Source organism: Enterococcus sp. UD-01, from assembly GCF_044909655.1.
Taxonomy (GTDB): Bacteria; Bacillota; Bacilli; order Lactobacillales; family Enterococcaceae; genus Enterococcus_L.
In genome coordinates, this window is the sequence record NZ_JBIYEU010000007.1 from 61449 (window position 1) to 86825 (window position 25377).

General features: G+C 38.1%; 29 protein-coding genes. 3 read left to right on the top strand and 26 right to left on the bottom strand.

All coding sequences use genetic code 11. The annotated features are described in order from the left end of the window. Positions 1-3: 3 nt before the first annotated feature. The 3 genes from argC to ABH902_RS07980 form a co-directional block, all read right to left on the bottom strand. Positions 4-1035 carry an N-acetyl-gamma-glutamyl-phosphate reductase gene (argC, locus tag ABH902_RS07970; protein WP_404590166.1) on the bottom strand — a complete coding sequence of 344 codons (1032 nt, stop codon included), beginning with the start codon at positions 1033-1035 and terminating at the stop codon, positions 4-6. Positions 1036-1229: 194 nt separating this feature from the next. Next, on the bottom strand, positions 1230-1619 hold the full coding sequence (locus ABH902_RS07975) for a GyrI-like domain-containing protein (protein WP_404590168.1): 390 nt from the start codon (positions 1617-1619) through the stop codon (positions 1230-1232). Between the two features lie 81 nt (positions 1620-1700). Continuing rightward, a complete protein-coding gene (locus tag ABH902_RS07980; RefSeq protein ID WP_404590169.1) occupies positions 1701-2402 on the bottom strand; it encodes a DUF554 domain-containing protein in 702 nt (233 codons plus the stop codon). A gap of 196 nt (positions 2403-2598) precedes the next feature. On the opposite strand from ABH902_RS07980, the gene ABH902_RS07985 reads away from it, so the two are divergent. The 3 genes from ABH902_RS07985 to ABH902_RS07995 are packed head-to-tail and all read left to right on the top strand — an operon-like array spanning position 2599 to position 4272. Continuing rightward, complete coding sequence (locus ABH902_RS07985; RefSeq protein WP_404590171.1) at positions 2599-3348, top strand: threonine/serine exporter family protein; 750 nt, start codon at positions 2599-2601, stop codon at positions 3346-3348. 17 nt (positions 3349-3365) lie between these two features. Next, complete coding sequence (locus ABH902_RS07990; protein WP_404590269.1) at positions 3366-3851, top strand: threonine/serine exporter family protein; 486 nt, start codon at positions 3366-3368, stop codon at positions 3849-3851. Beyond that, complete coding sequence (locus ABH902_RS07995) at positions 3844-4272, top strand: GNAT family N-acetyltransferase (RefSeq protein ID WP_404590173.1); 429 nt, start codon at positions 3844-3846, stop codon at positions 4270-4272. Before ABH902_RS07990 ends, ABH902_RS07995 begins: the two co-directional genes overlap by 8 nt. Before the next feature lie 92 nt (positions 4273-4364). Here ABH902_RS07995 and ABH902_RS08000 read toward each other — a convergent pair whose 3' ends face one another. The 23 genes from ABH902_RS08000 to ABH902_RS08110 all read right to left on the bottom strand — a co-directional run bounded on the left by ABH902_RS08000 (position 4365) and on the right by ABH902_RS08110 (position 25265). Further along, the gene (locus tag ABH902_RS08000; protein ID WP_404590175.1) at positions 4365-5210 is read right to left on the bottom strand and encodes a TIGR03943 family putative permease subunit; all 846 of its coding nucleotides are present in this window, start codon (positions 5208-5210) and stop codon (positions 4365-4367) included. 73 nt (positions 5211-5283) lie between these two features. Then, entirely contained in the window at positions 5284-6201 is a 918-nt protein-coding gene (locus ABH902_RS08005) for a permease (RefSeq protein WP_404590177.1), read from the bottom strand. Between the two features lie 178 nt (positions 6202-6379). Continuing rightward, a complete protein-coding gene (locus ABH902_RS08010) occupies positions 6380-7186 on the bottom strand; it encodes an MBL fold metallo-hydrolase (RefSeq protein ID WP_404590178.1) in 807 nt (268 codons plus the stop codon). Between the two features lie 52 nt (positions 7187-7238). Next, on the bottom strand, positions 7239-8120 hold the full coding sequence (locus ABH902_RS08015) for a two-component system regulatory protein YycI (protein ID WP_404590180.1): 882 nt from the start codon (positions 8118-8120) through the stop codon (positions 7239-7241). Continuing rightward, complete coding sequence (locus tag ABH902_RS08020; protein ID WP_404590182.1) at positions 8120-9430, bottom strand: YycH family regulatory protein; 1311 nt, start codon at positions 9428-9430, stop codon at positions 8120-8122. Before ABH902_RS08020 ends, ABH902_RS08015 begins: the two co-directional genes overlap by 1 nt. Further along, the gene (gene walK / locus ABH902_RS08025; RefSeq protein ID WP_404590184.1) at positions 9427-11256 is read right to left on the bottom strand and encodes a cell wall metabolism sensor histidine kinase WalK; all 1830 of its coding nucleotides are present in this window, start codon (positions 11254-11256) and stop codon (positions 9427-9429) included. Before walK ends, ABH902_RS08020 begins: the two co-directional genes overlap by 4 nt. Positions 11257-11262: 6 nt before the next feature. Then, positions 11263-11967 (bottom strand): response regulator YycF, encoded by a 705-nt coding sequence (yycF, locus tag ABH902_RS08030; RefSeq protein WP_404590186.1) that lies wholly within the window; start codon positions 11965-11967, stop codon positions 11263-11265. 371 nt (positions 11968-12338) lie between these two features. After that, positions 12339-13196: a DegV family protein gene (locus ABH902_RS08035; protein WP_404590188.1), complete on the bottom strand. Its 858-nt coding sequence runs from the start codon at positions 13194-13196 to the stop codon at positions 12339-12341. Continuing rightward, positions 13189-13758 (bottom strand): DUF1836 domain-containing protein, encoded by a 570-nt coding sequence (locus tag ABH902_RS08040; protein WP_404590190.1) that lies wholly within the window; start codon positions 13756-13758, stop codon positions 13189-13191. The genes ABH902_RS08035 and ABH902_RS08040 overlap by 8 nt, the downstream gene beginning before the upstream one ends. A gap of 657 nt (positions 13759-14415) precedes the next feature. After that, a complete protein-coding gene (locus tag ABH902_RS08045; protein WP_404590192.1) occupies positions 14416-14820 on the bottom strand; it encodes a hypothetical protein in 405 nt (134 codons plus the stop codon). Positions 14821-14848: 28 nt separating this feature from the next. Next, on the bottom strand, positions 14849-15328 hold the full coding sequence (locus ABH902_RS08050) for a hypothetical protein (protein WP_404590193.1): 480 nt from the start codon (positions 15326-15328) through the stop codon (positions 14849-14851). Beyond that, a complete protein-coding gene (locus tag ABH902_RS08055) occupies positions 15325-16761 on the bottom strand; it encodes a T7SS effector LXG polymorphic toxin (protein WP_404590195.1) in 1437 nt (478 codons plus the stop codon). Before ABH902_RS08055 ends, ABH902_RS08050 begins: the two co-directional genes overlap by 4 nt. Continuing rightward, positions 16758-17120, bottom strand: a complete 363-nt coding sequence (locus ABH902_RS08060) for a DUF3958 family protein (protein ID WP_404590197.1) — start codon at positions 17118-17120, stop codon at positions 16758-16760. Before ABH902_RS08060 ends, ABH902_RS08055 begins: the two co-directional genes overlap by 4 nt. Then, complete coding sequence (locus ABH902_RS08065; protein ID WP_404590199.1) at positions 17120-17413, bottom strand: TIGR04197 family type VII secretion effector; 294 nt, start codon at positions 17411-17413, stop codon at positions 17120-17122. Before ABH902_RS08065 ends, ABH902_RS08060 begins: the two co-directional genes overlap by 1 nt. A gap of 800 nt (positions 17414-18213) precedes the next feature. Then, positions 18214-18813, bottom strand: coding sequence for a MarR family winged helix-turn-helix transcriptional regulator (locus tag ABH902_RS08070; protein WP_404590200.1), 600 nt, complete (start codon positions 18811-18813; stop codon positions 18214-18216). 190 nt (positions 18814-19003) lie between these two features. After that, positions 19004-19642, bottom strand: a complete 639-nt coding sequence (locus ABH902_RS08075; protein WP_404590201.1) for a TIGR01906 family membrane protein — start codon at positions 19640-19642, stop codon at positions 19004-19006. A gap of 1 nt (position 19643) precedes the next feature. Next, on the bottom strand, positions 19644-20411 hold the full coding sequence (locus ABH902_RS08080; RefSeq protein ID WP_404590202.1) for a TIGR01457 family HAD-type hydrolase: 768 nt from the start codon (positions 20409-20411) through the stop codon (positions 19644-19646). Between the two features lie 6 nt (positions 20412-20417). After that, on the bottom strand, positions 20418-21065 hold the full coding sequence (locus ABH902_RS08085; protein ID WP_404590203.1) for a YutD family protein: 648 nt from the start codon (positions 21063-21065) through the stop codon (positions 20418-20420). A gap of 35 nt (positions 21066-21100) precedes the next feature. Beyond that, positions 21101-22477, bottom strand: a complete 1377-nt coding sequence (locus ABH902_RS08090) for a bifunctional metallophosphatase/5'-nucleotidase (protein ID WP_404590204.1) — start codon at positions 22475-22477, stop codon at positions 21101-21103. A 220-nt stretch (positions 22478-22697) separates the two neighbouring features. Then, complete coding sequence (locus ABH902_RS08095; protein ID WP_404590205.1) at positions 22698-23111, bottom strand: Asp23/Gls24 family envelope stress response protein; 414 nt, start codon at positions 23109-23111, stop codon at positions 22698-22700. Positions 23112-23137: 26 nt separating this feature from the next. Then, entirely contained in the window at positions 23138-23368 is a 231-nt protein-coding gene (locus tag ABH902_RS08100) for a DUF2273 domain-containing protein (protein WP_404590206.1), read from the bottom strand. Positions 23369-23380: 12 nt separating this feature from the next. Then, positions 23381-23929, bottom strand: a complete 549-nt coding sequence (gene amaP / locus ABH902_RS08105; RefSeq protein ID WP_404590207.1) for an alkaline shock response membrane anchor protein AmaP — start codon at positions 23927-23929, stop codon at positions 23381-23383. A 154-nt stretch (positions 23930-24083) separates the two neighbouring features. Beyond that, entirely contained in the window at positions 24084-25265 is a 1182-nt protein-coding gene (locus ABH902_RS08110) for an AI-2E family transporter (protein WP_404590208.1), read from the bottom strand. Positions 25266-25377 lie beyond the last annotated feature (112 nt).

Here is a 25377-nt window from a genome sequence, read left to right on the forward strand (position 1 = left end):
TTTTTATGGATACAGCGGTAATTGATCCAGTCCATATACTTCCGGAAAACCCGCTAAAAGGTTCAAATTTTGAATAGCCTGCCCAGCCGCGCCTTTCCCTAAATTATCAATAACAGTTACTATTGTAATCATATTTGTTGCCGGATTATAGGCGAGACCAATATCGCAATAGTTTGAGCCGACGACTTGTTTTAAAGTGGGATAAACGCCAACAGCTTGCACGCGGACAAAAGGATTATCGTCATAGCAATTCCTATAAACAGCAATCAATTCCTCGTCAGAAATCGGCTGCTTCGCCTTCACATACGTTGTTGCAAAAATTCCTCTGGTTACAGGAATCAAAGAAGTTGAGAACTGAATCGCCTCAAGTTCAGGTGCCCATTTTTTAAGCTGCTGGATAATTTCTGGAATATGCTGATGCTGATTCATTTTGTATAACGTCATATTGTCATGTGCTTCGGTAAAATGAGTGGCTTGTGTTAAATTCTTCCCCGCACCAGAAAAACCTGACTTAGCATCAATAATGATCGAATCCAGCTCTATCAGCTGTTCTTTGAGTAAAGGCGCTAAGGATAACTCAGCAGCAGTCGCATAACAGCCTGGATTAGCCACCCATTTAGATTGCTTGTGCTGGCGAAATTCAGCCAGTCCATAATCAAAACACTGTACTAGCTCATAAGGTGCTCCCCTATGACCGTACCATCGTTCGTAGGCACCTTGAGTTTTTAAACGAAAATCCCCTGATAAATCAATAGCTGGAAAACCAGCTCTGACAAATGACGCCGCCAGCTCTTTGGCAATACCAGACGGCGTTGCAAAAAATACCAAATCACTGACAGTCATTATTTTTTCCGGGTCAATGGTCTCTAAAGGCAATGTACAAAGCTGCTTTGCATGTGGATAGAAGGCTGAAAAAGCTTCATCCTTTGTTGAACTACTATGAATTGAGGTCAATTCAACTTCTGGATGATAACGAAGATAGCGGATTAATTCACACCCACTATAGCCTGTTGCGCCAATAATTGATACCTTCATTCTTTTCCCACCTTTTCTTTAGCCATGTTTGCTTTGTTTTACACATTATAAAAGTTATTTTTTGATAAGTCAACGGTTTTTTATTAAAAATACCCAACTAAAACTAATTTTTATACATTTTATACAGATTTTTATGTTTATTTTTGCATAAAAAACAGCACAAAACAGGCTACTGTTTTATGCTGCTTAAGTATTTAAATCGAAAGATAAATAACAATAGTTCCGTCTTCGCGGTAATGCTCAAAATCAGTCTGATAGGTCCGTTTTTGTTCCACAGCTACATCTGACCAAATCGTTTGCCAAGCCTGAGCGACTCCAGCTGGGGTCGGATCTGACACCGGAATCTTCAGATAATCTCCAGCTTTTATAATTATTGCTTCTTCAAATTTCGCCTGCTCATTTCCAACCAACAAATCATAATCTTCTGTATGATTACTCGTATAGTTAGAATAGACAGCGAATAGTTCTCCTTGAAGTTGCATGGTTGGAACTTCACTCCATAAGGTAGCAATTTCGTTTGTACGCTGATTATTGGTTCGAATCTTTTTTCCGTTAATTACTTTTTCTGTTAATTGAATACTCATGTATGTCACTCCTTCTCCTATGGTAAAAACAGGTTAACACAAAAAAGATGACAGCTGTCTGTCATCTTTTGACTTATTTATTTAAAAAAAGTAGTACTGGCAAGTTACAACGCCAATTAAAATTAAGAGCCCAGGTAAATAATTAGAAACCCTAATTTTAGTTATACCTATTACGTTCAGGCTAATTCCTAAAACCATTAGACCGCCGATTGAAGTAATTTCGGTGAGTAGCAGGTCAAGTAATTCTTTAGGCACATATTGCATTAAAACACTCGCTAAAACAGCAATTATTCCTTCATAAATAAAAACAGGAAAAGCAGAAAATAAAACGCCCACACCTAAGGTCGCTGTCAACATAATAGACATAAAGCCATCCATTACTGCCTTTGTAAGCAAGGTCTGATGATTATTGGCAATGCCGCTTTCGATGCCGCCAATTATGCCCATTGAGCCAATCAAAAAAATCAAAGAAGCTGTCACAAAGCCTTCCGCAAAATTACTGCCAGGTTTAGCATAGCGTTTTTCCAGCTTCAATCCAAATGCGTTCATTCGATCTTCAATTTTACAAGCCTCACCCACCATGGCTCCTAAACAAAGACTAATTAAAATAACAATAAAAGAAGAAGTTTTAAGCGCCATTTGAATGCCTAGCACTGTAACGCCTAATCCAATTCCTTTGGTTACTGTGTCTTTCATTTGCTCGGAAATGTTTCTTAACACACCTCCAAGTAAACTGCCTACGAAAATTGTCAAACCATTGACAAACGAGCCTAATAAAATCATATTAGCAACACCCCTTTTTTACGTTCTATTTTTTATTATACGACAAGTATCGTTAAAGAGATATGATTATTTTCAAAAAATTCTCACAATTGCTTTCAAATATTCCTGCTGAATAATTATTGTTTTCTGCTATTTTTTCCGCCAATTTTCCTCTATACTAAAGCATAGAGAGAATCAAAAAGTGAGGCAATGTCTAATGAGTGATATAGCTATAGAAAAAGTCTTGGAAACCTGTCTTTTGGCCGGCAAAATTATGCTGGAAAGTGATGCCGAAATGTACCGGGTGGAAGATACAATGAGTCGGATTGCATTAGCTTCTGGTAATTATCAGCTGGTCAGCTATGTAACACAGACTGGGCTTTTCGTAGGTCTGGACGGGACGTCAACGATTCGCATGGTACAAATTGTCAATCGTTCGATTGATCTTGAAAAAGTTTCCAACATTAATCAGTTTTCAAGAGAATACGTAGCGGGAAAAATAACTCTTGAAGAGCTTTTACAGCATTTGAAAGTACTGGAGCAGGAGAAAAAGTTTTTTCCTTTGTGGCTGCGCTTTGTCAGTGCTGCCGTTGTTAGCGGAACGATCATGATTTTATTTGGCGGTGTTTGGTCTGATTTACTGCTGACGTGTGCGATTGGCGGCTTAGGTTATATGCTGTATTATTTCAGCTTAAAAATATTGCGTATTAAGTTTTTATCTGAATTTTTAGCGGCCTTGTTTATCGGCTGTGCCGCTTTACTTAGTACCAAAGCCGGATTAGGCGTGAATCAGGATATGATTATCATTGGCTGCGTTATGCCGCTTGTTCCAGGTGTGCAAATGACCAATGCGCTGCGCGACTTACTTGCCGGTCATTATCTATCTGGTGTTTCCAGAGGTACAGAGGCAATGATGACTTCCTGTATGATCGGCTTTGGGATTGCCTTTGTGTTTCAATTACTTTAAGGAGAATGATGATTATGATGCTGCAATTAGGTGTGCATTTTGTATTTAGCTTTTTAGCTTCTGCCGCTTACGCAATTATTACCAATGTACCACGACGCTCATTATATGCCTGCGGCTTATCCGGTGCGTCCGGCTGGATGGTTTATTGGATCAGTAGTCAAATAGGTGCTAATGCCGCTTTAGGTTCTTTATTGGGTGCATTAAGTGTGGCAGCCGTGAGTTTTATTTTTTCAAAAACGCTGAAATTACCGGTAACTATTTTCAATATCCCGGGAATGGTCCCGTTAGTGCCCGGCGGTTTAGCTTATCAGGCCGTTAGAAACTTGGTAAACGGCAACTATCAAACAGCGATTTATTCAGCGGTTCAAGCAATTATGATCGCTGGCGCTATCGCCTTGGGTCTAGTCCTTTCCGAGGTTTTAAATCATAATATTCGTAATTTCCGCGAAAAGCGCGATATTACCAGTCTTTTACGTCAAAAAGAGGAGCAGCAGGATGATTAAAAAATTAAGTTCCATAACTGAACCAGAAATGGAAAAACTGCTGGAGATTTGGCTTCAGGCAAATGTTGAAGTTCATTCCTTTATTCCAGCTAGCTATTGGCAGGAACAACTGGCACTTGTTCAAGAAGAATTACCTCAAGCTGATCTTTACGTTTATCTAAAAGAAGAGCAGATTCTTGGTTTTTTAGGACTAGTCGACACCTTTGTTGCGGGGATTTTCGTGCAAAAGGAACATCGCAGTCAAGGGATTGGTCAACAACTGTTAATGCAGGCAAAACAGGATTGTTCCCAATTAACCTTGACGGTTTACGCCAAAAATGAAAAAGCCGTTCATTTTTATTTTAATCAAGGATTCAGGAAAACAGCAGAACAATTAGATCAAACAGGCGAACTCGAATACCTCCTTCAGTGGACACAATAATAATAAAAGAACAGACAAAACTAAAAAATTAGTTTTGTCTGTTCTTTTATTGCTCGAGCCTTAACGACTTTTGGCTCATCCTTTTATTTATACTAAAAGGAACGATAGACATATTGGTTTTTTGGTTCTGTCATGGATTTGACTTTTGTTACATCTACCACTGGTAATTCTCGCTTAAAGGGCGCATAATAATCGGATTGAATAGTTCCAGTTACCTCAACCCACTCGTTATTTTTAAAGCTTTGACCTTCAGGCATATGTGTTAATAACCCAAATACGCCAGAATCAGCCACGCAATGAATAATGCCAAAGCGGAAGACAAATAGATCCGTTTCTCCATCTTTTTCAGCATTAAAAATGAAGCCTTTGTACGTAATTGTTTTTCCAATAAATTCACTTGGATAATTGTAAATTAGTTCCATTACTTCTAAATAATTTTCATCTGTAATAGTTACATGATCGTTTTTAATATATTTTTTTAAGGCTTGCTTCATTTGCTGATCATAATCTGTTTTATTAAAATAAATGCTGGTATCCGGTTTTAAATACTGTGTTTTCATTTCCGGATCTCCGACCGATTCTTTACTTAAGGGAAAATTAAACCCTTTAGCCTCAACAATTGAAGTATCCAGACTAACCGTCGGAAACAAAAAGCCAACCACTAAAGGTAGCGCTAGCAAAAGATACGCCATTCCCCGCTGATAAGGCTTATTCAATCCATGATCGTGATCCTCGTGCTGCTCATGGGCGTCATGAGATTCCTCTGCTCCTTCTTTATTCCAAAGAATGAGCTGAACCAGCGCCAAAACAAAAGAAATCACCATAGACAGAATGGCTAAATACCGATAATGCACATTAATATATTGATTCAACCGACCTGAAACCTGTAAAAACATCATTAAGATCGTATACCCCACTAAAATCAAAAAACGTAACATAGAAACACCTCTATTCTAAAAAATGACCTGTGAAGCTTGATTCTTTTGCTGCACTTCACAGCAAAATGAGCCCCTAACTGACACAAAGGGCGTATAAGCTGACAACCAGGGTTACAATGCCCACAAATTTCAACATAAATGTTCCTTTAAAATAGCGTTTCATCATCAATAAATTCTTGATATCTACCATTGGTCCGAAAACCAAAAAGCCGACAACCGGTCCATTGCCAAACAAGCTTAATAAAGAAGAGCCGATAAAGGCATCCGCTTCAGAGCAAAGAGACAATGTTGCAGCTAAAATCAGCATCACTAGAATCGCTAAAAGCTTCGTCCGGCCTAATTGTAGAATAGCTCCGGTCGGCAAATAGGTCTGCATAGCCGCTGCTAAAAATGAACCGAAAATCAAATAGCGACCGGTATCAAAAAATTCGTCAATTCCATGGGTCAACACTGACCAGCATTTATGCCAAAAGCTTGCTTTTTTATGCGCATGCTCGTGGTGATGCTCATGTTCTTGTGCTGAATCTATTTGAAAAGCTTCTTTACGCAAGATTGATTCCTTATTGATATAGGCTAGCCAAATGCCAACCACTAAGGCAACCAGCAAGCTTCCTAAAACGCGCCAAATTACAAATTTCACCGTATTCCCAAAAGCAATATAGGTTGAAAAAAGTACAATCGGATTAATAATCGGTGCTGTAATCATGAAGGCAAATGCCGTGTAGGTCGGCACATCTTTTTTTACAAATTGATGCACAATTGGCACAATCCCACACTCACATGATGGGAAGAAGAAGCCGAGTGTACTACCTACTAAAATAGATAATAATTTATTTTTTGGCAATAATTTCTTTACGCGTTCCGGCGTTAAAAAAACATGTAACGCGCCCGAGATAACACATCCCAGCATGACAAACGGCAAGGCCTCAATAACAATAGATAAAAAGATGGTGCCCATCTGTAAAACAGAATGAGGTAAAAACTGAAACATCGAATTCCTCCCGCACTGTCGTATCTATAGATAAATACGAACCCAACATTCAAAAATATAGTTAACTATACTGCACTAGTTTTAAAATTACAAGGTAATTTTTATTAAGGTATCCATAAGATTGCACTAAAAAAGGGAAGTAGAAAACCAATGTCTTCCATTCTTCCCCAATATTTTATTAAATTGAAAATAATTCCGATGCTGCGTCCGGATCTGTATCGTAAACATTGAAATCAACATTTACCCCTAATCCTTTTTCAGTCAAAATAGATTCCATAGCCATGCGCGCATGTTCTTTGGTATTATTTTCCTTACTTAAATGGCCTAAGTAAATTCGCTTAGTATGATTCCCGATAACCTCTGCCATAGTTAAAGCCCCATCGTCATTGGACAAATGTCCTTTATCGCCTAAAATCCGCTGTTTTAGACTCCATGGATACGGCCCCATACGCAAAATTTCCAATTCATGGTTGCTTTCGATCAAATAAGCATCTGCGTCTTTAATCGTTCCGCGAATGTGATCACTACAATAGCCCGTGTCTGTCAACATGACAAAGGAGCGGTTATTCTTATAAAAACGGTAAAACTGCGGCGCAGCTGCATCATGAGATACACCAAAGCTTTCGATATCCATATCTCCCAAGGTTAAAACCTTACCCATTTCGAAAATATGCTTTTGCTCAACCGCCACATTGCCAATCATCGGATCCATTGCAGACCAAGTCTGTTCATTGGCATATACATCCAGTTTATATTTTCGTGCCAAAACTCCTACTCCATGAATATGATCGCGGTGCTCATGAGTGACAAGAATCGCATCCAATTCCTCTGGCTTACGGCCTACTTCTGCCAACAAGGAAGTGATCTTTTTCCCGCTCAAGCCGGCATCGACAAGCAGCTTTTTGTTCTCTGTCTCAATAAAAAGGGAATTTCCTGTACTGCCGCTAGCAAGAATGCTAATGTTAAAAGCCTTTTCTTGACTCATTGTTTCATCTCTTCCCTTCATTTCATTACAGCTACTTATTATACAACCAAGCTTAGTGATTTTCCACCTTTGGTACCGTATTATTTGTAATTATTGTATTATTCATAGCATTCACCTGTTCAATCTGCAAATTACTTTCACTGGATTTAATGCCAATAAACCAAACAGGTACATAAACATTCTTCTCTCGTATCTTATAAATCCTTGCATAAGCTAAATCCATGAAGGTAATTTTTGCGTTACTTGGAATTTTATTATTAACATATAAATTTTCAATCGCATCGCGTTGAGAATAGAGATCCATTTTATCACGCAGCTCTTCAATCGCTTCAATATGGGTTTGCGTATATTTGTATATTTTGCGAATACCCACTGATTCTCCCGGATCTTCAAGCTTCAAAGATATTTGCGCAGTATCATCTTTGAAAGGAATATTCTTATAGCTTTGTGAAGCAATAATTTCAGGAAATTCCCCTTCAACTGTAGAGAAGTTAGGCATATAAACATATTCATTACCATAAAGAACGCTATCGTGATCTTGGAAAAAAGCTTCTAAGGATTTATCGATATTTTTTTCATCAATAAAATAGCTTGTTTTGGCAGTATTCATTTGCGGATAAACAGTCAAAGAGTTATCAACAATTTCAATGCCTGATTTAAAAAAATTACGGTCTCTGGTTTCTTGCTCTTTTTGAATGGCTTCATAAAAATTCGTCTGTTCGGCACTCAAATAATAGCCTTCTTTTTTTTGACTAGAAAGATGTCCTTTGTAAGTGATGCCATCTTTAGCCAGACGCTTTTCAATACTGTCCGTCTGATCAGAAAAAGCTACGCTGTTTTCTTCTTTAACTCCAGCTTGATAAATGCCGAATAGAAAGACATTCAAGAATAAAAAAACTACAAAAAAGATCCATTCAATTCGTTTGAAGTCCATTATTCCACCTCCAAATTCGCCAGTTTTTCCAGTAATTCACGCTCTGGATACCACTTGTCATCATAGCGAATGTACCATTCTGGAGTTAAATCAACTACTTGAGTCGTTTCTTCAATCTTTTGCCAAGTGTAACCGATAACCATTGAGTCAATCTTATTTTGATCAGCACCATATAAAACCAATTGATCCAACACACTTTCCGTACTTGCCAATGTCACTTCTTCTTCTGAAGGAATTGGTACTTGAATCGTATCCACACTGGTTCTAATAGAAACGCTGGAGGTTTCCGCCTTATCAGCGCCAATTGTGACACTAACCTGACCTTTGTCATTCTCACTGAAAACGGGATAACCTTCTACAAATGTCCGGTAATTTATTTCCGTCTTGGTACGGTCAAAATAGCGCAGATTGCCCATACTGGTGCCTAATTTTTTTATATAATTAAAACTGTCCGAATAAATAGTCGCCGTTAATTTGCGATTTTCCAGAGTACCATTGAAGCGAACCGTTTTTAACTCATCGTTTACCGTTAAACGTTCATTTCCGTTAGAATAAGAGAGATCCTTGCTGTCTTCATTCGTTTGCACATTTTTTGTGTTGGAGAAAAACGCCGTACGAAACTTCGTTACAGGCTGTGAGGCCAAAATATAACTGTATTTCTTCATTTTCAACTCATTTGTTAAAAAATAGTGGTGATTCTGCAGTGTTTCTTGGGTATATATTTGATTATATTGTGTCCCGACTTTATTCATTAGATTGTAGACTTTTTCAATATCAATTGAGATGGCTGTTTCATAAATATTTTTGTGCTCAAAATCTAAAAAGCGTAATTTATTATGCGTCAGATCGACCTGTATGCAGGTGAAAATGATCTCTTTATTTCTAAGTTCACTGCTTAATGTTAATTCCAAATGATAAATTTTATCATATTCACTAAGCAACAAGGGACCTTCATACAACAGCTCAAAACCGCGTTCCATGCTTAAATACTTTTCAAATTGCTCGGCGTTTCCATTAACGACTTGCGTCAACGCATCAAAATGACTTTTCTTAATTTCATTTTGAATATTGGTTATCAAATTTTCACTATTGTTAAGCTCTGCTTTGCCGTCTTGCATGCGTACTAAGCTTAACGGCAGAAAGACATCCGTATCCATTCGTTCATTGACAACCGTTGTATCCACTTGTGAATCACTTTTTAAGGTCTGCCCCTTTTTGGAAGGACTAATCCAGATATTCACTGAAAAATAAAGGCTAAGCATTACCAGAAAAACTAAGCCAAAGCGAATGATTTTTTCCCATATTTTCATTCCCACCAATCCTCCTCATACGGTTCATAAGGTAAGGAAATATAAAAGGTAGACCCTTGACCTTCGCGACTTTCCACCCAGATTGTTCCATTGTGAGCCTTAACCACTTCTCTGGAGATCGCCAGCCCAAGTCCTGTTCCCCCTTGTTCACGAGCGCGGGCTTTGTCTACACGATAAAAGCGATCAAAGACTTTATTAATATCCTTTTTAGGAATCCCTAACCCTTCATCCGTTACACTAAAAACCACGTTATTGTGGGTTTCCAATAAACGGCAGGTAATTTTTCCGCCATCAGGAGAATATTTAATTGCATTATTTAAAATATTGTCCAGTACTTGAATAATTTTATCTGTATCCAATTCCAGCCATAAATCACGTTTGGTAAATTCACGCTGAATCGTATATTTCTTCTCGTTGGCTTCTACCATCATGTCAAAACGATCTAGCACAAAATTGATTAGTTCATTGAAGTTTACGTATTCCAGTTGCAGTTCACTATTGCCGGAATCCATGCGGGAAAGATTTAGCAGATCATTAATCATCCGAATCATGCGATCCGTTTCTTCTAAAGTGACCTTTAAAAAGTTAGGAGCAATTTCAGGATTTTCCCACGCTCCTTCACTTAACGCCTCAATGTAGCTGCGCATGCTGGTTAACGGCGTTCTTAATTCATGAGAAACGTTTGATACAAAATCTCGGCGTTCTCGTTCATTTTTTTCTTGCTCGGTAACATCATGCAGGACGCATACAAGTCCGGTAATAAAGCCGGATTCACGCCGAATCATTGCAAAATCTACGCGAATAATCATCTGGTCTTCCTCAAGAGAGGACAAGGAACGATCGATTAAAATCTCTTCGGGTTCCTCCAGAAGCTTACGTAAGGTGTAATCTGCTTCAATGTCCAATAATTCCAGTAGTGACGTTCCGATCACATCTTCATCCTTTACATTCAATAAAGACAACGCCATTTCATTAATCGTAATGACTTTGCCGCGTCTATCCGTCGCAATGACGCCATCCGTCATATGAGCCAACACACTATCCAAACGATTTCGTTCTGCTTCCATCGTTTCTTGTGCTTCTTCGATACGCTCGGATAGCTGATTAAAGGTTTCCGCAAGCTGTCCCAGCTCGTCTTTTCCGTAAATCTGAACCTTGCCGGTATAATCCCCTTTGGCAATGCGCAGGGCTTGTTCCTTCATTTCACCGATCGGTTGCGTAATTGAACGGGCAATCAATAAGGTAACAATGATCGAAATCGCTCCAGCAATTAAAGAAGCCGTGAAGAAAATTCTGGCGGTATCTGTAATTTCCTGATATTTGCCTTCAATGTCACTTTTAACATAAAGAACCCCGATGACTGTTTCGCCGGTCGGGGATTGAATAGGCTGAACATTGATATATACGCGTTTATCATTATCCATGGCAGGATATTTTTTCATGGTAAAATCATTTAGATCACGGTAATCATTCTTCTTGCTGACTGCTCCTTGCTTGTTCAAGTCGCTGGTTGCTCTCACAATTCCTTTGTCATCAACCACGCGAGCTTCAATTGTTTCCTCAGTAGAATAATCGCTTAATGTCTTTTTTAAGTCGGCATCAATTTCGGTGCTGTCCCGATCTTTCGCACTCAACTTTGTACTCAAGGTGTTAGCCAGCTGTTTTACTTGAGAATCGACGGTGTTTTTATAGTCGATAATCGTGGTGTTTTCCATTTCGCGAATAAAATAACCACCAATGATTTGTATGGTAATCAGTAACAGCAAAATAAAGGATAAAGCAATTTTAAAATTTACCGATTGAAAAAAGTGAACTTTTTTCTTCATAGATCACTACTCCTGTTCAGGATTTCTCAAATAGTAGCCCACTCCGCGGCGTGTAACGAGATATGTTGGATGGCTCGGACTGTCTTCAATTTTTTCTCTTAAGCGGCGAACAGTCACATCCACTGTACGGACATCGCCAAAATAATCATAGCCCCAGACTGTCTGTAATAAATGCTCCCGCGTCATTACTTGACCGATATGTTTTGCCAAGTAGTAGAGTAATTCAAATTCACGATGCGTCAACTCAATTTTACTGCCGCGTTTTGATACCATATACGCATCTGGATGAATCGTCAAATCACCGATCGTTAGTTCTGTCTGCGCACTCGCTTCAGCTTCTTTGACACTTGAAGCCCCGCGGCGCAGGTTAGCTTTGACTCTGGCAACTAATTCCCGATTCGAAAAGGGCTTTGTCACATAATCGTCTGCGCCGAGTTCAAGTCCTAAAACCTTATCAATTTCTGAGTCTTTCGCCGTTACCATAATAATTGGCATATCATAGGTTTTGCGGACTTCTCTGGCCACTTCCAAACCGTCTTTTTTGGGCAACATTAAATCGAGGATAATTAAGTCTGGCTCTACCTCTTTCACTTGCTCAACCGCTTCTTCGCCGTCATAAGCAGTAAAAACTTCATAGCCTTCCTTTGTAAGATTATATTTTACAATTTCTGAAATTGGCTTTTCATCATCTACAACTAGAATTTTTTTCATATAAGAAACTCCTCTTTTTCTTTATTTATCCATATTCTCCCTTATTATACCTCATTTTGTCCACTGTTTCATCTTTAACCCAAAAGCATTACACTTTTTTAGGATTCTTGATTTACCCTCACTGTTCTTTTTCAAGTTGTTCATACAAATAAATTTTATTATCTAAAAGTTCTAAATGATTTTTTACTTTTTCAAATTCCATAACAATCGTTTCACGAAGCTCAAGTAATAATTGCTTTCGTGCAGTAAAAGCAAAATTGACTGGTATGAGTCCGGTTCAATACCGAATTCATACCAGCCGAATAACAGATTAATCTACGTACAACTTTTAGGGCGCACCTCAAGTTTTGACTCGATCTCTTTACGTTTCTTTAATCTAATAACTGAATCCCAATCCCCAGCAGACCCGGTCCTGTGTGCACTACGAGTGCTGGACTAATCGTGCCAAAATAAATCTTCTCAGCTTGAGGAAAATGTTCTTTTAACTTAGCAAAAAAAGCTTCTGCTTCTTCCAGCGCTTGTCCATGTGCAACAGCTAATGAAAATTTTTGATGTTCACCAATAAAGTTTTTGACGATTTCAAAGGTTTTTTCTAAGCTTTTTTTACGTCCGCGCGCTTTAGCAACGGTATGATAAATCCCTTCGTCATTGCACGAGATAATCGGATTTAATTTTAAGGCATTCCCCAAAATTGAAGCCACTAAACCAATACGGCCGCCTTTTTGCAAGTATTCTAAAGTGGCAACGTTGAAAAATACCTTGGCCTTCGCAACATTTCTGGATAACTGCTCTTTTAGTTCTTCCCAAGGGACACCCGCTTCAACTAGCTTTGCTGCTTCAATGGCCTGCAGTCCGCTGCCGATGCCAATATTTTTAGTATCTAGTACAAACGTATCCAAGTCTGTGAATTCTTCAGCAATCAAACGAACCACGTTAAAAGTTCCGCTTAATCCGCTGGAAATAGTAACGGCTATTACCTTCTCATAACCATCTTGTTTGATTTGCTCAAAAATTCTAGTAATCGTTTCACCATCCGGTAAAGATGTACTTGGAACTTCTTCTGACAACCGTTCATAAACTTCTTCCGGCGTAATATCCACCTTATCCGTATAAATCCGGTCTTTATAGATAATCTGTAAGGGAATCATATACATGCCATATTGTTCAATTAATTCATTTGGAACATCCGTTCCTGAATCTACTAAAAGTGCAATCTTTGCCTTATTCATTTATTTGCTCTCCATTTTCTTCTAAATATTTTTGTTCCAATTCAATCACTTTTTCTACAAACAGCTTTGTTGCAAAAGATATCGTGGCGCCTCTAACAGCCATATAAGCAATAGGAATCGGCTGATCAAATGTTGCAACCGGCTCAGTTTCCAATGCTTGAGCAACGACGACAGCCAACGCCGCTTCTTGTTCATCGCAAAACAAGTTATAAGCTTCACGGATGCCTACTGCTGCACCTTGGAATAAAATGCCTTGTTTAATTTCCGGAATGGTCAATACTTGCTTCAATAAAGTGATGGCAATTAAAAAAGCTAAATGTTTTTGATTGTAACGCTTTTTTTTTGGTGCAGGAATCAAATCAAGCTTTACATAATTGTTTACCATTGAAGAAGTGAGCAAAGTATGCTTTTCTTTTGGAATAATAGGAGATAGATATCGCTCCACTAAGGTAATTACCTGATCCATATACAACTCGATTTCAGGCAGCTCATGCCATCTTGGCAAATGAACATCAACTAGTTCTGTTCCCCAGCTTTTTAAAGAGGCTTTTATTTCGTCCATATTGCTCCTCCTTCTTTTTACAAAAACAGTTTAACACTTTTATCAAAATTATACAAACTAGTTTTAGTAACTAGATAGAACGAAAAAAAGAGAGCGAATAAATGGCGGAAGCAAAAGCAACTCTAGCTACGCGTCGATCGCATCAATCTCTATGTGCTAAAGCACTAAGAATTGAAGGCCTTCGGAAATAAGCCGAAATTGCTGACAACCACGAAGAGCAAAGCGATTCGATGTTTGACAGTACCTACTTGGTGCGGTTGTCTACGAAGATCGTAGTGATTCGATGATGAACATACCTTCTCTTGGTTCTCGGAGTTAAACGCTTGTCCTAGCCACTTGCAGACTGTAGACGAAATCTGAACGCCATGATTAACATCATGACGTCTTGTAAGCAGTATATTATTCTTTATTTAGTTGAACTTCATATCTATCTAAACAATATAGTTTTTTGAAATTCTGGACTACATTTATTTCAACTAAGAAGATTTAGCGATAACCCGAAAAAAACTCTAGAGAATCATATATCTCTAGAGTTCAATTAAATATTATGCTCAGACAAAAATGAGTAGCTAGTAACCTCTACATGCCATTCTTAACCGTCAGAAAGTTGCTAACCATCGTTTTCCCTGGATTCAAGAAATCCTACTGTTAATACTTCTATATTCCATAATGAACTAAAACTTTCTCTTCTTTTAAAGCTTCATCACATAAATGAATTACACTGTTGAATTCTTCAAGTACTATTTGCTTCTTAAATAGTTTCTCTGGCTCCATTGAATTTGCTAATTTAAATTCTTCAGTAGCATGTTCAAAAATTGAAACCCAACCTGTCAGTATTGATTTAAACGTTACAAGTGAGTCACTATAAAAAAATGTGCCACCATAATAGTTTAAACCAACTTGCAGGTTATCTATTGAATTCCAAGCAGCTTTAATCCAGTTTAATGTATCGATTGTATATAAGATAATGTCATCATCAACTGTTACTGTTTCCGTGAATTTGATCTCTTCAAAAGATAAATCTGCTTTATAAGGAACCACTTTAAAATCATGTTTTGGCATATTCTTTCCGCTAATTGATTAAACAGGCTCAGTCCGAAATGAAATAGCCTGTAGCTTCTTCAAATTGTTCCAAATCTTCATTGAGCCATAAACCATCTTTTTCCCTGAATATATGAAATCTTATTGTTAAAAGCTCATCGTCAAAACTGAAATAAGAGACAATTTTTTTAGAAATCCTATTACTTAAATTCTTTATAAAACTTTTTCCAAGCAGATATTGGCTTTCTTTAGAAATATTTCTATCATCAATATAATCAATTATTCTTAATTCATTATTCGAAGCTTCGTACCCCGTTTTATCGCCATACATTTTAATTACTTCTGTGAATTGTTCTTTATCTAATACGATTTCCTCATCATCAACTATTAATATGCAATCAAAAATACTTTGAATTTTTATATTGAAAAATTGATCTAATTTATTCAGTGAAAAAGTAATATGATTATTTTCTGATAACTTAGCGTTTCTTGCAACCATATGCATTTTTGTATTTAATACTTCTTTCATTCTCCAAGCACGTCCAATCCTTTTCTTATTCCATTTATAATGTTTTTATCTTTTAATTTTTTTTGAATTTTAGGTGGTGCAGGAACTCTTGTTTTAGGATCTACAAAAGTTCCTGATTCAATGTCAAATCTCCACTTTTTATTATTTGGTTCATGATAATGGACTTCTCCTGGACGTTTGCCTGGGTTAGGATTTTCAACATCAATTCTTTCTGTCTTACCATTTTTCCAGGTTGTCTTACTGGTTGTTTGAGTGCCGTTTTCACCAACCATATGGTTCATATTACCAAGATATCCCTTACCTAAACTATCCCAAGCACTCCTTAATACACCTGCACCATGTCCGGATAATGCCAAGCCACTTGTGTTTATAGCTGGAATAGTAGCTGTACTTGCGCCACCGGTAACAGGTGCGCCGGCCAAACTGGCAGAAGTTCCGCCAAACATCCATAAAAAGCCGCCAACGTATTCGGCACCGCCTTGTGCCATAGAAACTAAATCCGCAATGAATTGCCCGGTCGCATAACCGCTTGTATCGGCCAAATGTGGATTCACTTGTCGTTCACCGAATAACTCATTCAAAATAGATTTTCCATTGTTATTCGCCCATTGGTCAATGAAACCCGATCCCAGACCTCTTAAACTGTCAATATCACGTTTTTGGATTAAGCCCTGTACTTGCCTGGTTCGTTCCGGATCAAATTCACCATTTACAAAAACACCAATTAAATTACCAGCTTCATCAAATTGATAACCGATTTGTTCGTTTTCTTCCTTAAATTTTTTGATTTTCGCATCTATCTTTTTCTGTCGTTTATCCCAGGCTTTAGTAATTGGTTTTGTCCATGATAAATTCATACGTCCAAGATCAAACGTACCAGAAGAAGCGTTCCAAGCCGCTCCTTTTTCTACTTCAGCCAGACCTGCATCTAGGTTGGCCAGTTGTGCTTCAAATTCAGCAAACAGTCCCGGAGAGCTGGCATGAAAAGCATACAACCGTTGTAGCTTTTCTTCACTCTCCCTTATCGCTGCTTGCACATGCATGTACCGTTGTTCTAAAAATGGATTCGGTTCTTTTTCTCGATCCAATCGTTGTGCCATGTTCTGCAGCGTTAGTTGTCCTTGATTAATTACTGCTTTTAGCTGATCCTCAATGACATCGCATGTGTCCACTTGCGATTGAAATTCCGCTGGAAACTTGCTATGCGCTTCAATCAATGCTTCACAAACCAGAATAAAGCTACTGGCCAATGAAGGATAAACAGCTGAAAAGTATCGCTTAGCAGAATCATAGGTTTTACCGGATAAAGGCGCACTCATAAAATGACTGACACTATCTTTTAATGTACCACAAAACTGGATATATTCATTCGCCATTTTCTTTGCAGCGGCACTTTGGCTATTTACTTCACCAATAAAAAAATTTATGCTCATTGATCAGCACCTACTTCCGGATCCAGCAGCTTTCTTCTTTCCATATATAGCTGGTCTTCTTGCGTTATTAATGCCTTTTTTTGCGCTAGAAGTTCAGCTTGTCGCTCCTGAAGTCGTTGCTGCTGCTTTTGTTGTAAATAGCGTGATTCTGCTTCCAAGTTAGCAAATAAGTGCTGTTTTTCTGCTCCTTGGTTGGCTTGAAGAAGTTCCTGGTAAAAGTGCCGTTCTAAATTTTGAATCCTATTATACTCATACTCAGCTTCATCAAGCTTACGAATTTCTCTTTGATTGCTTTCTTGCGCTATTTCTAACTGCATTAACTCCATTTTGATTATTGCTTCTCTATCCACTTGCTTCATTAGAATTTTCCTCCTAAAGAGGAACTGCTAATGTTGAATTTTACTTTTTGATCCATCGCCGCAAATTCTTTGGCCACAGAATGAATCTTATTGCCATCACGAGCAATTGCATTGGCCAAGCGTTGTCCCCTGCTATGAACAGCTGTTATACTATTTTTTGCATTAGTATTACCAGAAACACTTGTCCTATTGGCGGTTGTAGCCGCAGCAGCCACGGAAGAAAAGCCACTTGCAGCTTTGTTCATCTGAGCTGATACACCACCGGCGACACTTAAACTACTGTTAATTTTCATACTACTCACCTTCTTTTTTTACAATAGTTTACCACAAAATGAATGATATTTTTTTAAAATAAATTAAAAACCTTAGGATATGCTATATATATTACGCATCCTTTTTAATATATCGGTAAAAAAATATTTTCTATGTACATTTGGGTAAAATTAAAATGAAAAGAAGGATGACCTAAACTTAAAGATACATCTACCATTGCATGAGAAGTAAATAAGCATTTAAGAATAGAATTTCACTAATAATATCCAACCCGGTTCCTATGTCCAGTCCAATAACGTAAATGTTTCTTTCTATTGTTTGATTAATACCTAGGTCTCTAATAACATACTTTTATCTAGGTCATAGAATTATGCACATCTTTCTACATTATCTGTTAAACAATATATTTTTTCTCGTTAGTATACATACTGCCCAAAATTAGTTTTGAAAATACTTTTTTATCACGTTTTCTCTGAGTTATCACTGAAACATAAGTGTTTTTCTACAAAACCATTATTTTTTACTCTTATTACTAACCTTTAATATATCCCCTCTTATCATTCTTGACCTATAATTCGCTGTTTTGAATTTGATCATTACCTAGCATTGTCGATCGTTCGTTTCTAAGTGTGTTTTACTTGGTAATTCTCACAATGCAATTGACAAAAATCAGCTATTTTCCCAATAAATAGTTCATAATTTATCCCGTACTGTAGACAAAGACGTTCAACACTCTATTTTCTGAATGTTGAACGTACTTGTCTACAGTTTTCTTCTTGAATGCTTATTCAATTATTTTAGCCAAAGTAAAGTGAACTATTTAAAAGTCACTAAATTCATCATCAAATCGTCGATCAAAGGGACCAAATCCAAATTTTCCTCTTCTAGGGTCCTTCGTTGGATCAAAATTGCCATATCCTCCTCGACCGCCGCGCTGAAAGCCGCCGCCAGGTCCACGTGAGTGACGGAAGTCTTTATGAAAATGCTCGTCTTCCGGTAGTTCCTCTTCCAAAGCCTGCAACAATTTATTTAGTACTTCTTTTAAAAAGACTTGTTCTTCTTCTGACAACACATCAAATAGCGTTTCTTCATCTTTTTGACTAGTATCTGCTGCTGCTCTGCCTGCTTCTGTCAAACGAATAACCATCACGCGACGATCGCTTTCAAGCGGTTCTCGAATAATATACTCTTTTTTTTCCAGTTTTCCCAACAACTCTCCTAGCGATTGAGGCCGCATGTCCAATAAATACGATAATTCTTTTTGAGTGGTTTCAGGCTTTAGCTTTAACAAATTCAACACGCGTCCTTGTCCTCTATGGGGATTGCCAAACGGACCATATTCTCTGCGACGTTTCATAAAATACCGATGCAACCGTCCTTGTAACCGTTGAAACTGTTCCATTAATGATTGTTCTTCCATAAAAAATTCCTCCATTGGTTTATTTAACAGGTACCTTACAAACTATTATAAAGGTACCTGATAATAATGTCAATCATTAACTATAAATTCTATTTACTTTTTCAAAAGGCGCCTAATCTCTTTACGCAAAAAAGCGACATTCAGTGTAAAAACACTTAAATGCCGCAGTCTTTCTTTATTACATTTTGACTTATAATTTCTTCAACGACCGTTTTCCCACTACAATCCCTACGAAAAAGAATAATTCAAGCAAAACAAAAAACAAAATAAAGCAATGCATAAAAAATTCTTCCGGTAATACATTAATAATCGGATCAGTAACTGGATCAAATAACCAATCATTATTGTTAAAAAAAAGTTTGTGGAAGGCAACAAAAAATTGATCAAAGCCGAGTGCCATTACGCCGGCAAAAAGAATCGGTATCATCATTCCCCATTCAAAAGGGCGAATCAAGCGCCAAAGACGATTGGTTTTCATCAGACGAAAGATGAAATAAATACTGGGAATAATTGTCACAAACAAAACGCCATAGCATAGTAGAAAAAGACGTTTCACCTCATAAAAGTGAAAGGCACCGCTGGCCGAAACTGGAAAGTCAGCCAATGTTAAGGTCTGATTAAAAGGATTATTCAAATAGCTCATCAGCTGTCCAAAGTTTTTCACCAAAGTAGCGCGATCCATAGCAACATAATCCAATAGATGCAGTTGATTGATATCCCAAAGATATAACGGCCGAAAATTGATTGTAATGGTAATAGTTAAGCTTAAAATAGTCAGGAACAAGCACAAAAAACCGACACGTTCTCCCCAAATCCATTTGTTTTTCATCTTAAAACGTCCATTCATCGAGAGAATCAACGATATGCGTCGGCTGTTTCGGTAAAGATGGTACCGCTTCTTTCGCTGTAAAGCCTGATAAAACAAGTAAAGTATCAATACCGTTTTGAAGGCCGGATTGAATATCCGTTTCATAATTATCACCGACCATTAATACTTCTTCTTTATTTTTTCCAAGTACCTTCAATGCTTCTTTCATGATAACTGCATTAGGTTTACCGATCATGATCGGCTTAACCTGTGTTGCAGTTTCCATTAAGGAAATAAAAGAACCGGCACCGGGAAGCAAACCGCGCTCGGTCGGAATACTTTTATCAGGATTCGTCCCAATAAACAGCGCACCCTTGCGAATAGCCAAAGCTGCCAGCGCCATTTTTTCATAGGTAACATCAGTATCTAAGCCGATGACTACATAATCAGGCTGCTGCTCATCCCAAACAAAGCCGGCAGAGAGGATCAAATCAATTAGACCTGATTCGCCGATGACAAAGACACGATTTCCTTTATTGGTTTCTTTCATGAAATCAATCGTTGCTAAGCTTGCTGTGTAAACGGCTTGATCAGAAACATGGATATCAAATTCATCCGCCAGACGTTTAGCTACAGCGGCAGGTGTTTTAGTTGTATTATTTGTCACGAATAAAAAGGGAAGATTTTGGGCTTGAAGCCTCTCTACAAAGCGTTTCCCTGCTGGTATGACTTCTTTTCCTAAATAAATAGTTCCATCTAAATCGATTAAATAGCCTTGATATTGCTTCACAGTTTATTACTCCTCACGTTGGCGAATCGTGAAAGAACGCCCTTTATTTTCAGTCTTCGGCTTTTTGTCTACCGTTTTTTTTGGTTCGTTGTCTTTACGGTTTTTAATTACTGGTTTTGGTTTATTGGTTATCGGCGCTCGTTTTTCATCAGTATGCGCCTGCTGACGATTTCCCGTCTTTTTGTGATTCTTTTTGCGGCGAGTTTGCTGCTTTTCACGCTTGCCGCCAATTCGTTCAATAACGAAATAAGCACAGCCAAAGTTACAATATTCGTATAAATAATCTTCCAGCGTATCAATTCTTTGATCAGGAGCAGCTTTGCGGTTTGTTTCATTAAAAAAGCCTTTTAGCCGAAGCTGATCGTAGCCCCAATCGCCCACAATATAATCATATTTTGAAAGAACATCACTAAAACGTTCCCCTAATCGTTCTGCATCAAATGCTTCCCGATGATTTTTTACTAAAAGATATTGACGATCGCCAATTGTTAAATGGCTATCATCTAAAACAGTGACAATTTCGCCCTTTTTCTTTTCTTTAACAGGCTCATCCTTTATTTCTTCTAAAACAGCGGTAATTTCTGCTGTTAAATCTGCTTCTTCTTTTTTAACCGGTTTGGTTGATTTCTGTGTTTTTTTTGTTTTTTCTGTCATTTTTTCACCGCCTACTGTTTTATTATACCTTGTTTTTATTGGATTGGGTAGTATGCGCTTAAATAGTCACTTACTACGGTACGGATAAATTCGGGAAAAATAAATTCTACAGCACCAGCCAATTCAATCGTCGGAAAAAATGGAATGAACATGAAATGATCCACTGTCGTAAACGTATAGCTCTTCACAGGATCAATCGGCTGACCTAGCCAAGTACCGCATTTTTTGATTCGATCGTAGGCAAGACCGTCATAATACAATTCCCCGAAAACCTTCCCGCGAAAGCCCATCCCATTAATTGAAAATTTTCGTAAAAAGTGCCGGTTTTTTTCCATTTCCTGTAACAAGCGTTGTAAATCTGCTCCGGACAAGGTCACTCGAATTAAATGCATCGGATGCGGTAAGGCTTCATGCAGCTGATCCTGATCAACAAGTCCTTCAGGGATATTCGTTAAAAATAAACCATTGTTCAAGATAGCAGCTTCTGTTCGACCCTTTTCCTCTAAGGCCTTTAACGCAGTGATCATCAACGGATGCTCGTCATTCAGATCAACCGCTAAATCATAAGGCAGCCGCGCTATTTTTTTGGCCTGCAGCAATTGATGGCCTGATGTAAGGTAGCTTTGAATTTCTGCAGCATCCTGCTCTAATTCAGGTAAGCTGCTGGTTGCGGTCACTGTTGCTTCACTATGCCGCAGCTGACCATTCGCCACTTGTAAATGAACCTCACCCACGTAATAGCCAAATTTTCCAGCAGCAGCCAGCTGGGTTTGATTCACCTTTTCTCCGTGTTGGAATAAATGATGAGTATGAGAGCCCAGCAGCACATTGATTTCAGGATAATCGTTGGCAATTTTAAGGTCTGTATCGATCCCTAAATGACTTAATAAAACTAAAATGTCACATTTAGGACGTACCTCTTGGATCAGTTGCGGCAAGCATTGATCCACCGACCGAATATCCCAGCCGTTTGGTCGATAGGTCAGCGGAAATGGAGCAGTCAAAGCCAGCAAGCCAACTGTGGTTTCTTTCGTTTCAATAATTTTATAAGGCAGTGCCCAATTGGGGGAATCACCTGTCTCAAGATCAAATAAATTTCCTAAAAGCACATCGAAATTCCGTTTATCATATAAATGATTCAGCTGCTCTTTGGAATTACCTACGCCTTCATTGTTGCCGATTGTGGCTGCGTCATACCCAATTTCATTCATCAATGCAACATTCGCCTGCCCATCAGTGGCTTCTGTCAGTGGATGCCAGCGATCCACAAAATCACCTAAATCAACGGTTATGACGGTTTTATTTTCTTGTGTGTATTGTTGTTTTTGGTTTTTTAAGTAGCGCCTTATCTTTGGCCAGTTCTCTAAATGCGAGTGCAGGTCATTCGTATGAAGGATAACGATTTCTTCCATCCTCTTCCCTCCTCAATTCTCTCTTTAAGCAACGCTTAGCGCTCTGCTGAAAAGCCGTTTTTATGATTTAAATAGTATGTTTATTATAGCACATTGCTTTTAATCAACCGGCGCTTTACTCATTTATTTGACTATAAACAAGTGAGATGCCCTTCACTTTTTAAGTAAAGGACACCTCACTTGTTTATTCTATCGGATCTGGAGGGATACGAATGAATAATTATTGCTTGTCGTCACTGTCTTTGCCGCGATATTTTTCTAAATATTGTTCACGAGTCATGACATCATCAACGGTCATGTTGAATTCTACCAATTCTAAACCAGTCATATGCCCAATAGCTTCTTTGGCTTTTTGAACGGACTGCTCAAACACTCGTGTAACATCCACATCGTATTTGCAAATTACAGAAACATCAACAGCGGCTTGTTTGGTACCGACTTCGACATTGATGCCTTTCGTAATATCTTCGTTATCTCTGAAACGATCGGCAAAGTCGGTAAAGACATTCCCGCTTAAGCCTAAAATGCCGTCTACTTCAGAGATGGCAATACCTACGATTTTTTTCAATACAACATCATCAAAGGTCAATTTTGCTTTTAATCCTGCTCCATTGTTTTGTACTTCTTCTGCCATAACTATCTACCCCTTTACAAAAATAATTAATTGCCTAGAATTGCTCGAACGGAATCCAATAAAGAATAAATATCTAAATCTTCATCGCGCATTTTGCCGATGATATAGCCTATTGCTGCAAAAATAAGTAATACGATTGTTTTCCAAAAGCCGATCGATATAAATAGTAACGCCAGCAGGAAAAATAAAGAAGTCCAAATAATCCGGAAGCGGTACGGTTTAAGATTGTTTAGCCATTGCTTTTTATCTGAATTCATTGCTGCCACCTCCTACACTACTCGTGATCTGTTACTGCTTTGCATTGATTCTTCTTCGCTTAAATGAACTGCAACGTGAGACTCAACCGTTTCTAAAGCGTCGGCAAGTGCCAGCTGAATTTGCTCCTTCACATCTTCGGCAATCGGCTGAAAACGTTCTTTACTACGGACACCGACCTTTAAATCAACATAGACGCTTTGCGGTTTTATTTTAATCTTTAATTTGGTTTTATCTGGATGAATCGTTTTGGCATACGTATCTTCCACAATTTTTCTAATGGTACTTTTCGGGATTTCAATACGATTTTTACCGTCTTTGTAAATCAAACGATTTCTTTGTCCAGAAACAGATAAAGCAACCACTAATAAAATAACCAACAAGCTACCTAAAATGAGCAAGGTGCCTTCAAAGAAGTAAAACAGCCACGGATAATCAAATAACAGCTGATCTACGGTCATAGAAACCCCGGGTATCTCAATTAATTGACTCAGTAAGCCCAATGTTCCTAAAAAAAGCACCAAAATCACTAATGCTAAAATAACCTTCGCAAATCGTTTCATTTGCTTCCCTCCCTCTAACTTAATCTTGTACCTTAATTAAATTGTAACGCCTACAAAAAAGTATTACAAAAGATACGAATCATTTTTTTCATTTAAAAGCAAAAACTGCTTATCCGCCATCTACAAATGCTGTAGTGACAGATAAACAGTTATTTTACTCGTCCAAATATTCTTCTTTGGAAAATTTAGTATCTTCATATTCCCCGCTGTCACCATAAAAATGGTTATAGCGCTGCTTGAATTTCCGGAAAAGATACGTGACTAAGACTTTAGCAATGGCATAAATCGGGATACCGAAAATCAGCCCAAACATGCCTAATAGGTCGCCCATTACAAGCAACACAATGACAATCGTCAACGGATGAACAACTAAGCGTTTTCCCATTACTTGCGGTGCAATCAAATGACCATTTAACATCTGCACAATCATCCAGACAATCGTCATTTTAATAAACATGCCAAACGAAACCATCAAAGCAACAATCGCCGCCGGAATAAAGGCAATCACCGGACCAATATAAGGAATAACCGCAGTCACACCAACGATAATCGATAATGTGCCAGAGTATGGTACTTTAATCAGCCAAAAGCCAATAAAGGTTAAAATACCAATAGCAATGGATACCAAAATTTGTCCCTTTAAATAGGCTCCTACCTGACTACTCATCGTCGCTCCGATCTCCTTAGCATCTTGTCTAAACCGCGGCGGAATAATACTTAACACGAAAGCAAAAAACTTCTGGTCATCCTTTAATAAAAAGAAAGTAATAATCGGCGCTGTCACCATCACCAAGGCAAAGCCTGTCAAGGTGGAAAAGACAGTGGATGCTCCTTCGACTGCTTTACTTAGATAGCTGCCGATGCCATCAGAAATATGATCAAACCATTTTTGAATATTGCTTAATGTATTGGCCAATGGTTTTTCCAAAGCCGAATTATGGAAAAGATCGCTCACCATTTTGTTCAAATCATCCATATATTGCGGAAAGCTTTGAATCAAGCCCTCCACCTGTTTTTGTAAAATTGGTACAACTAATACGATTCCTACCGCAATCAAAGCAATCAAGACAATAAAAATAGCTGAAACGCCGTAAATTCTTTTTACTTTGTGCTTTTCCAGCCAATTGACCAGCGGATTAAATAAATAATATAAAATCATTGCTAAAATAACTGGTCCAATAATTGTTTTAAAGACAACTCCGATCGGTTCAAAGATAAAGCCAACTTGGTGGAAAATAAAAATAACCACGCCCAGCAGCGTCAATGCCACTAGCGTGAACAACAAATTTCTGCCCCCAAGAAACCGAATCCAACGAGTTTCGTGCTCTTTATTCATTTTTGATACCTCCTTACTCTATTGATTTCATTGTATCTAAAAAAGCTGCTTCTGTAAAAAATAGTGTTTTTTTATATAAAAAAGCGTGCCGAAAAAGTTGCCGGCACACTAT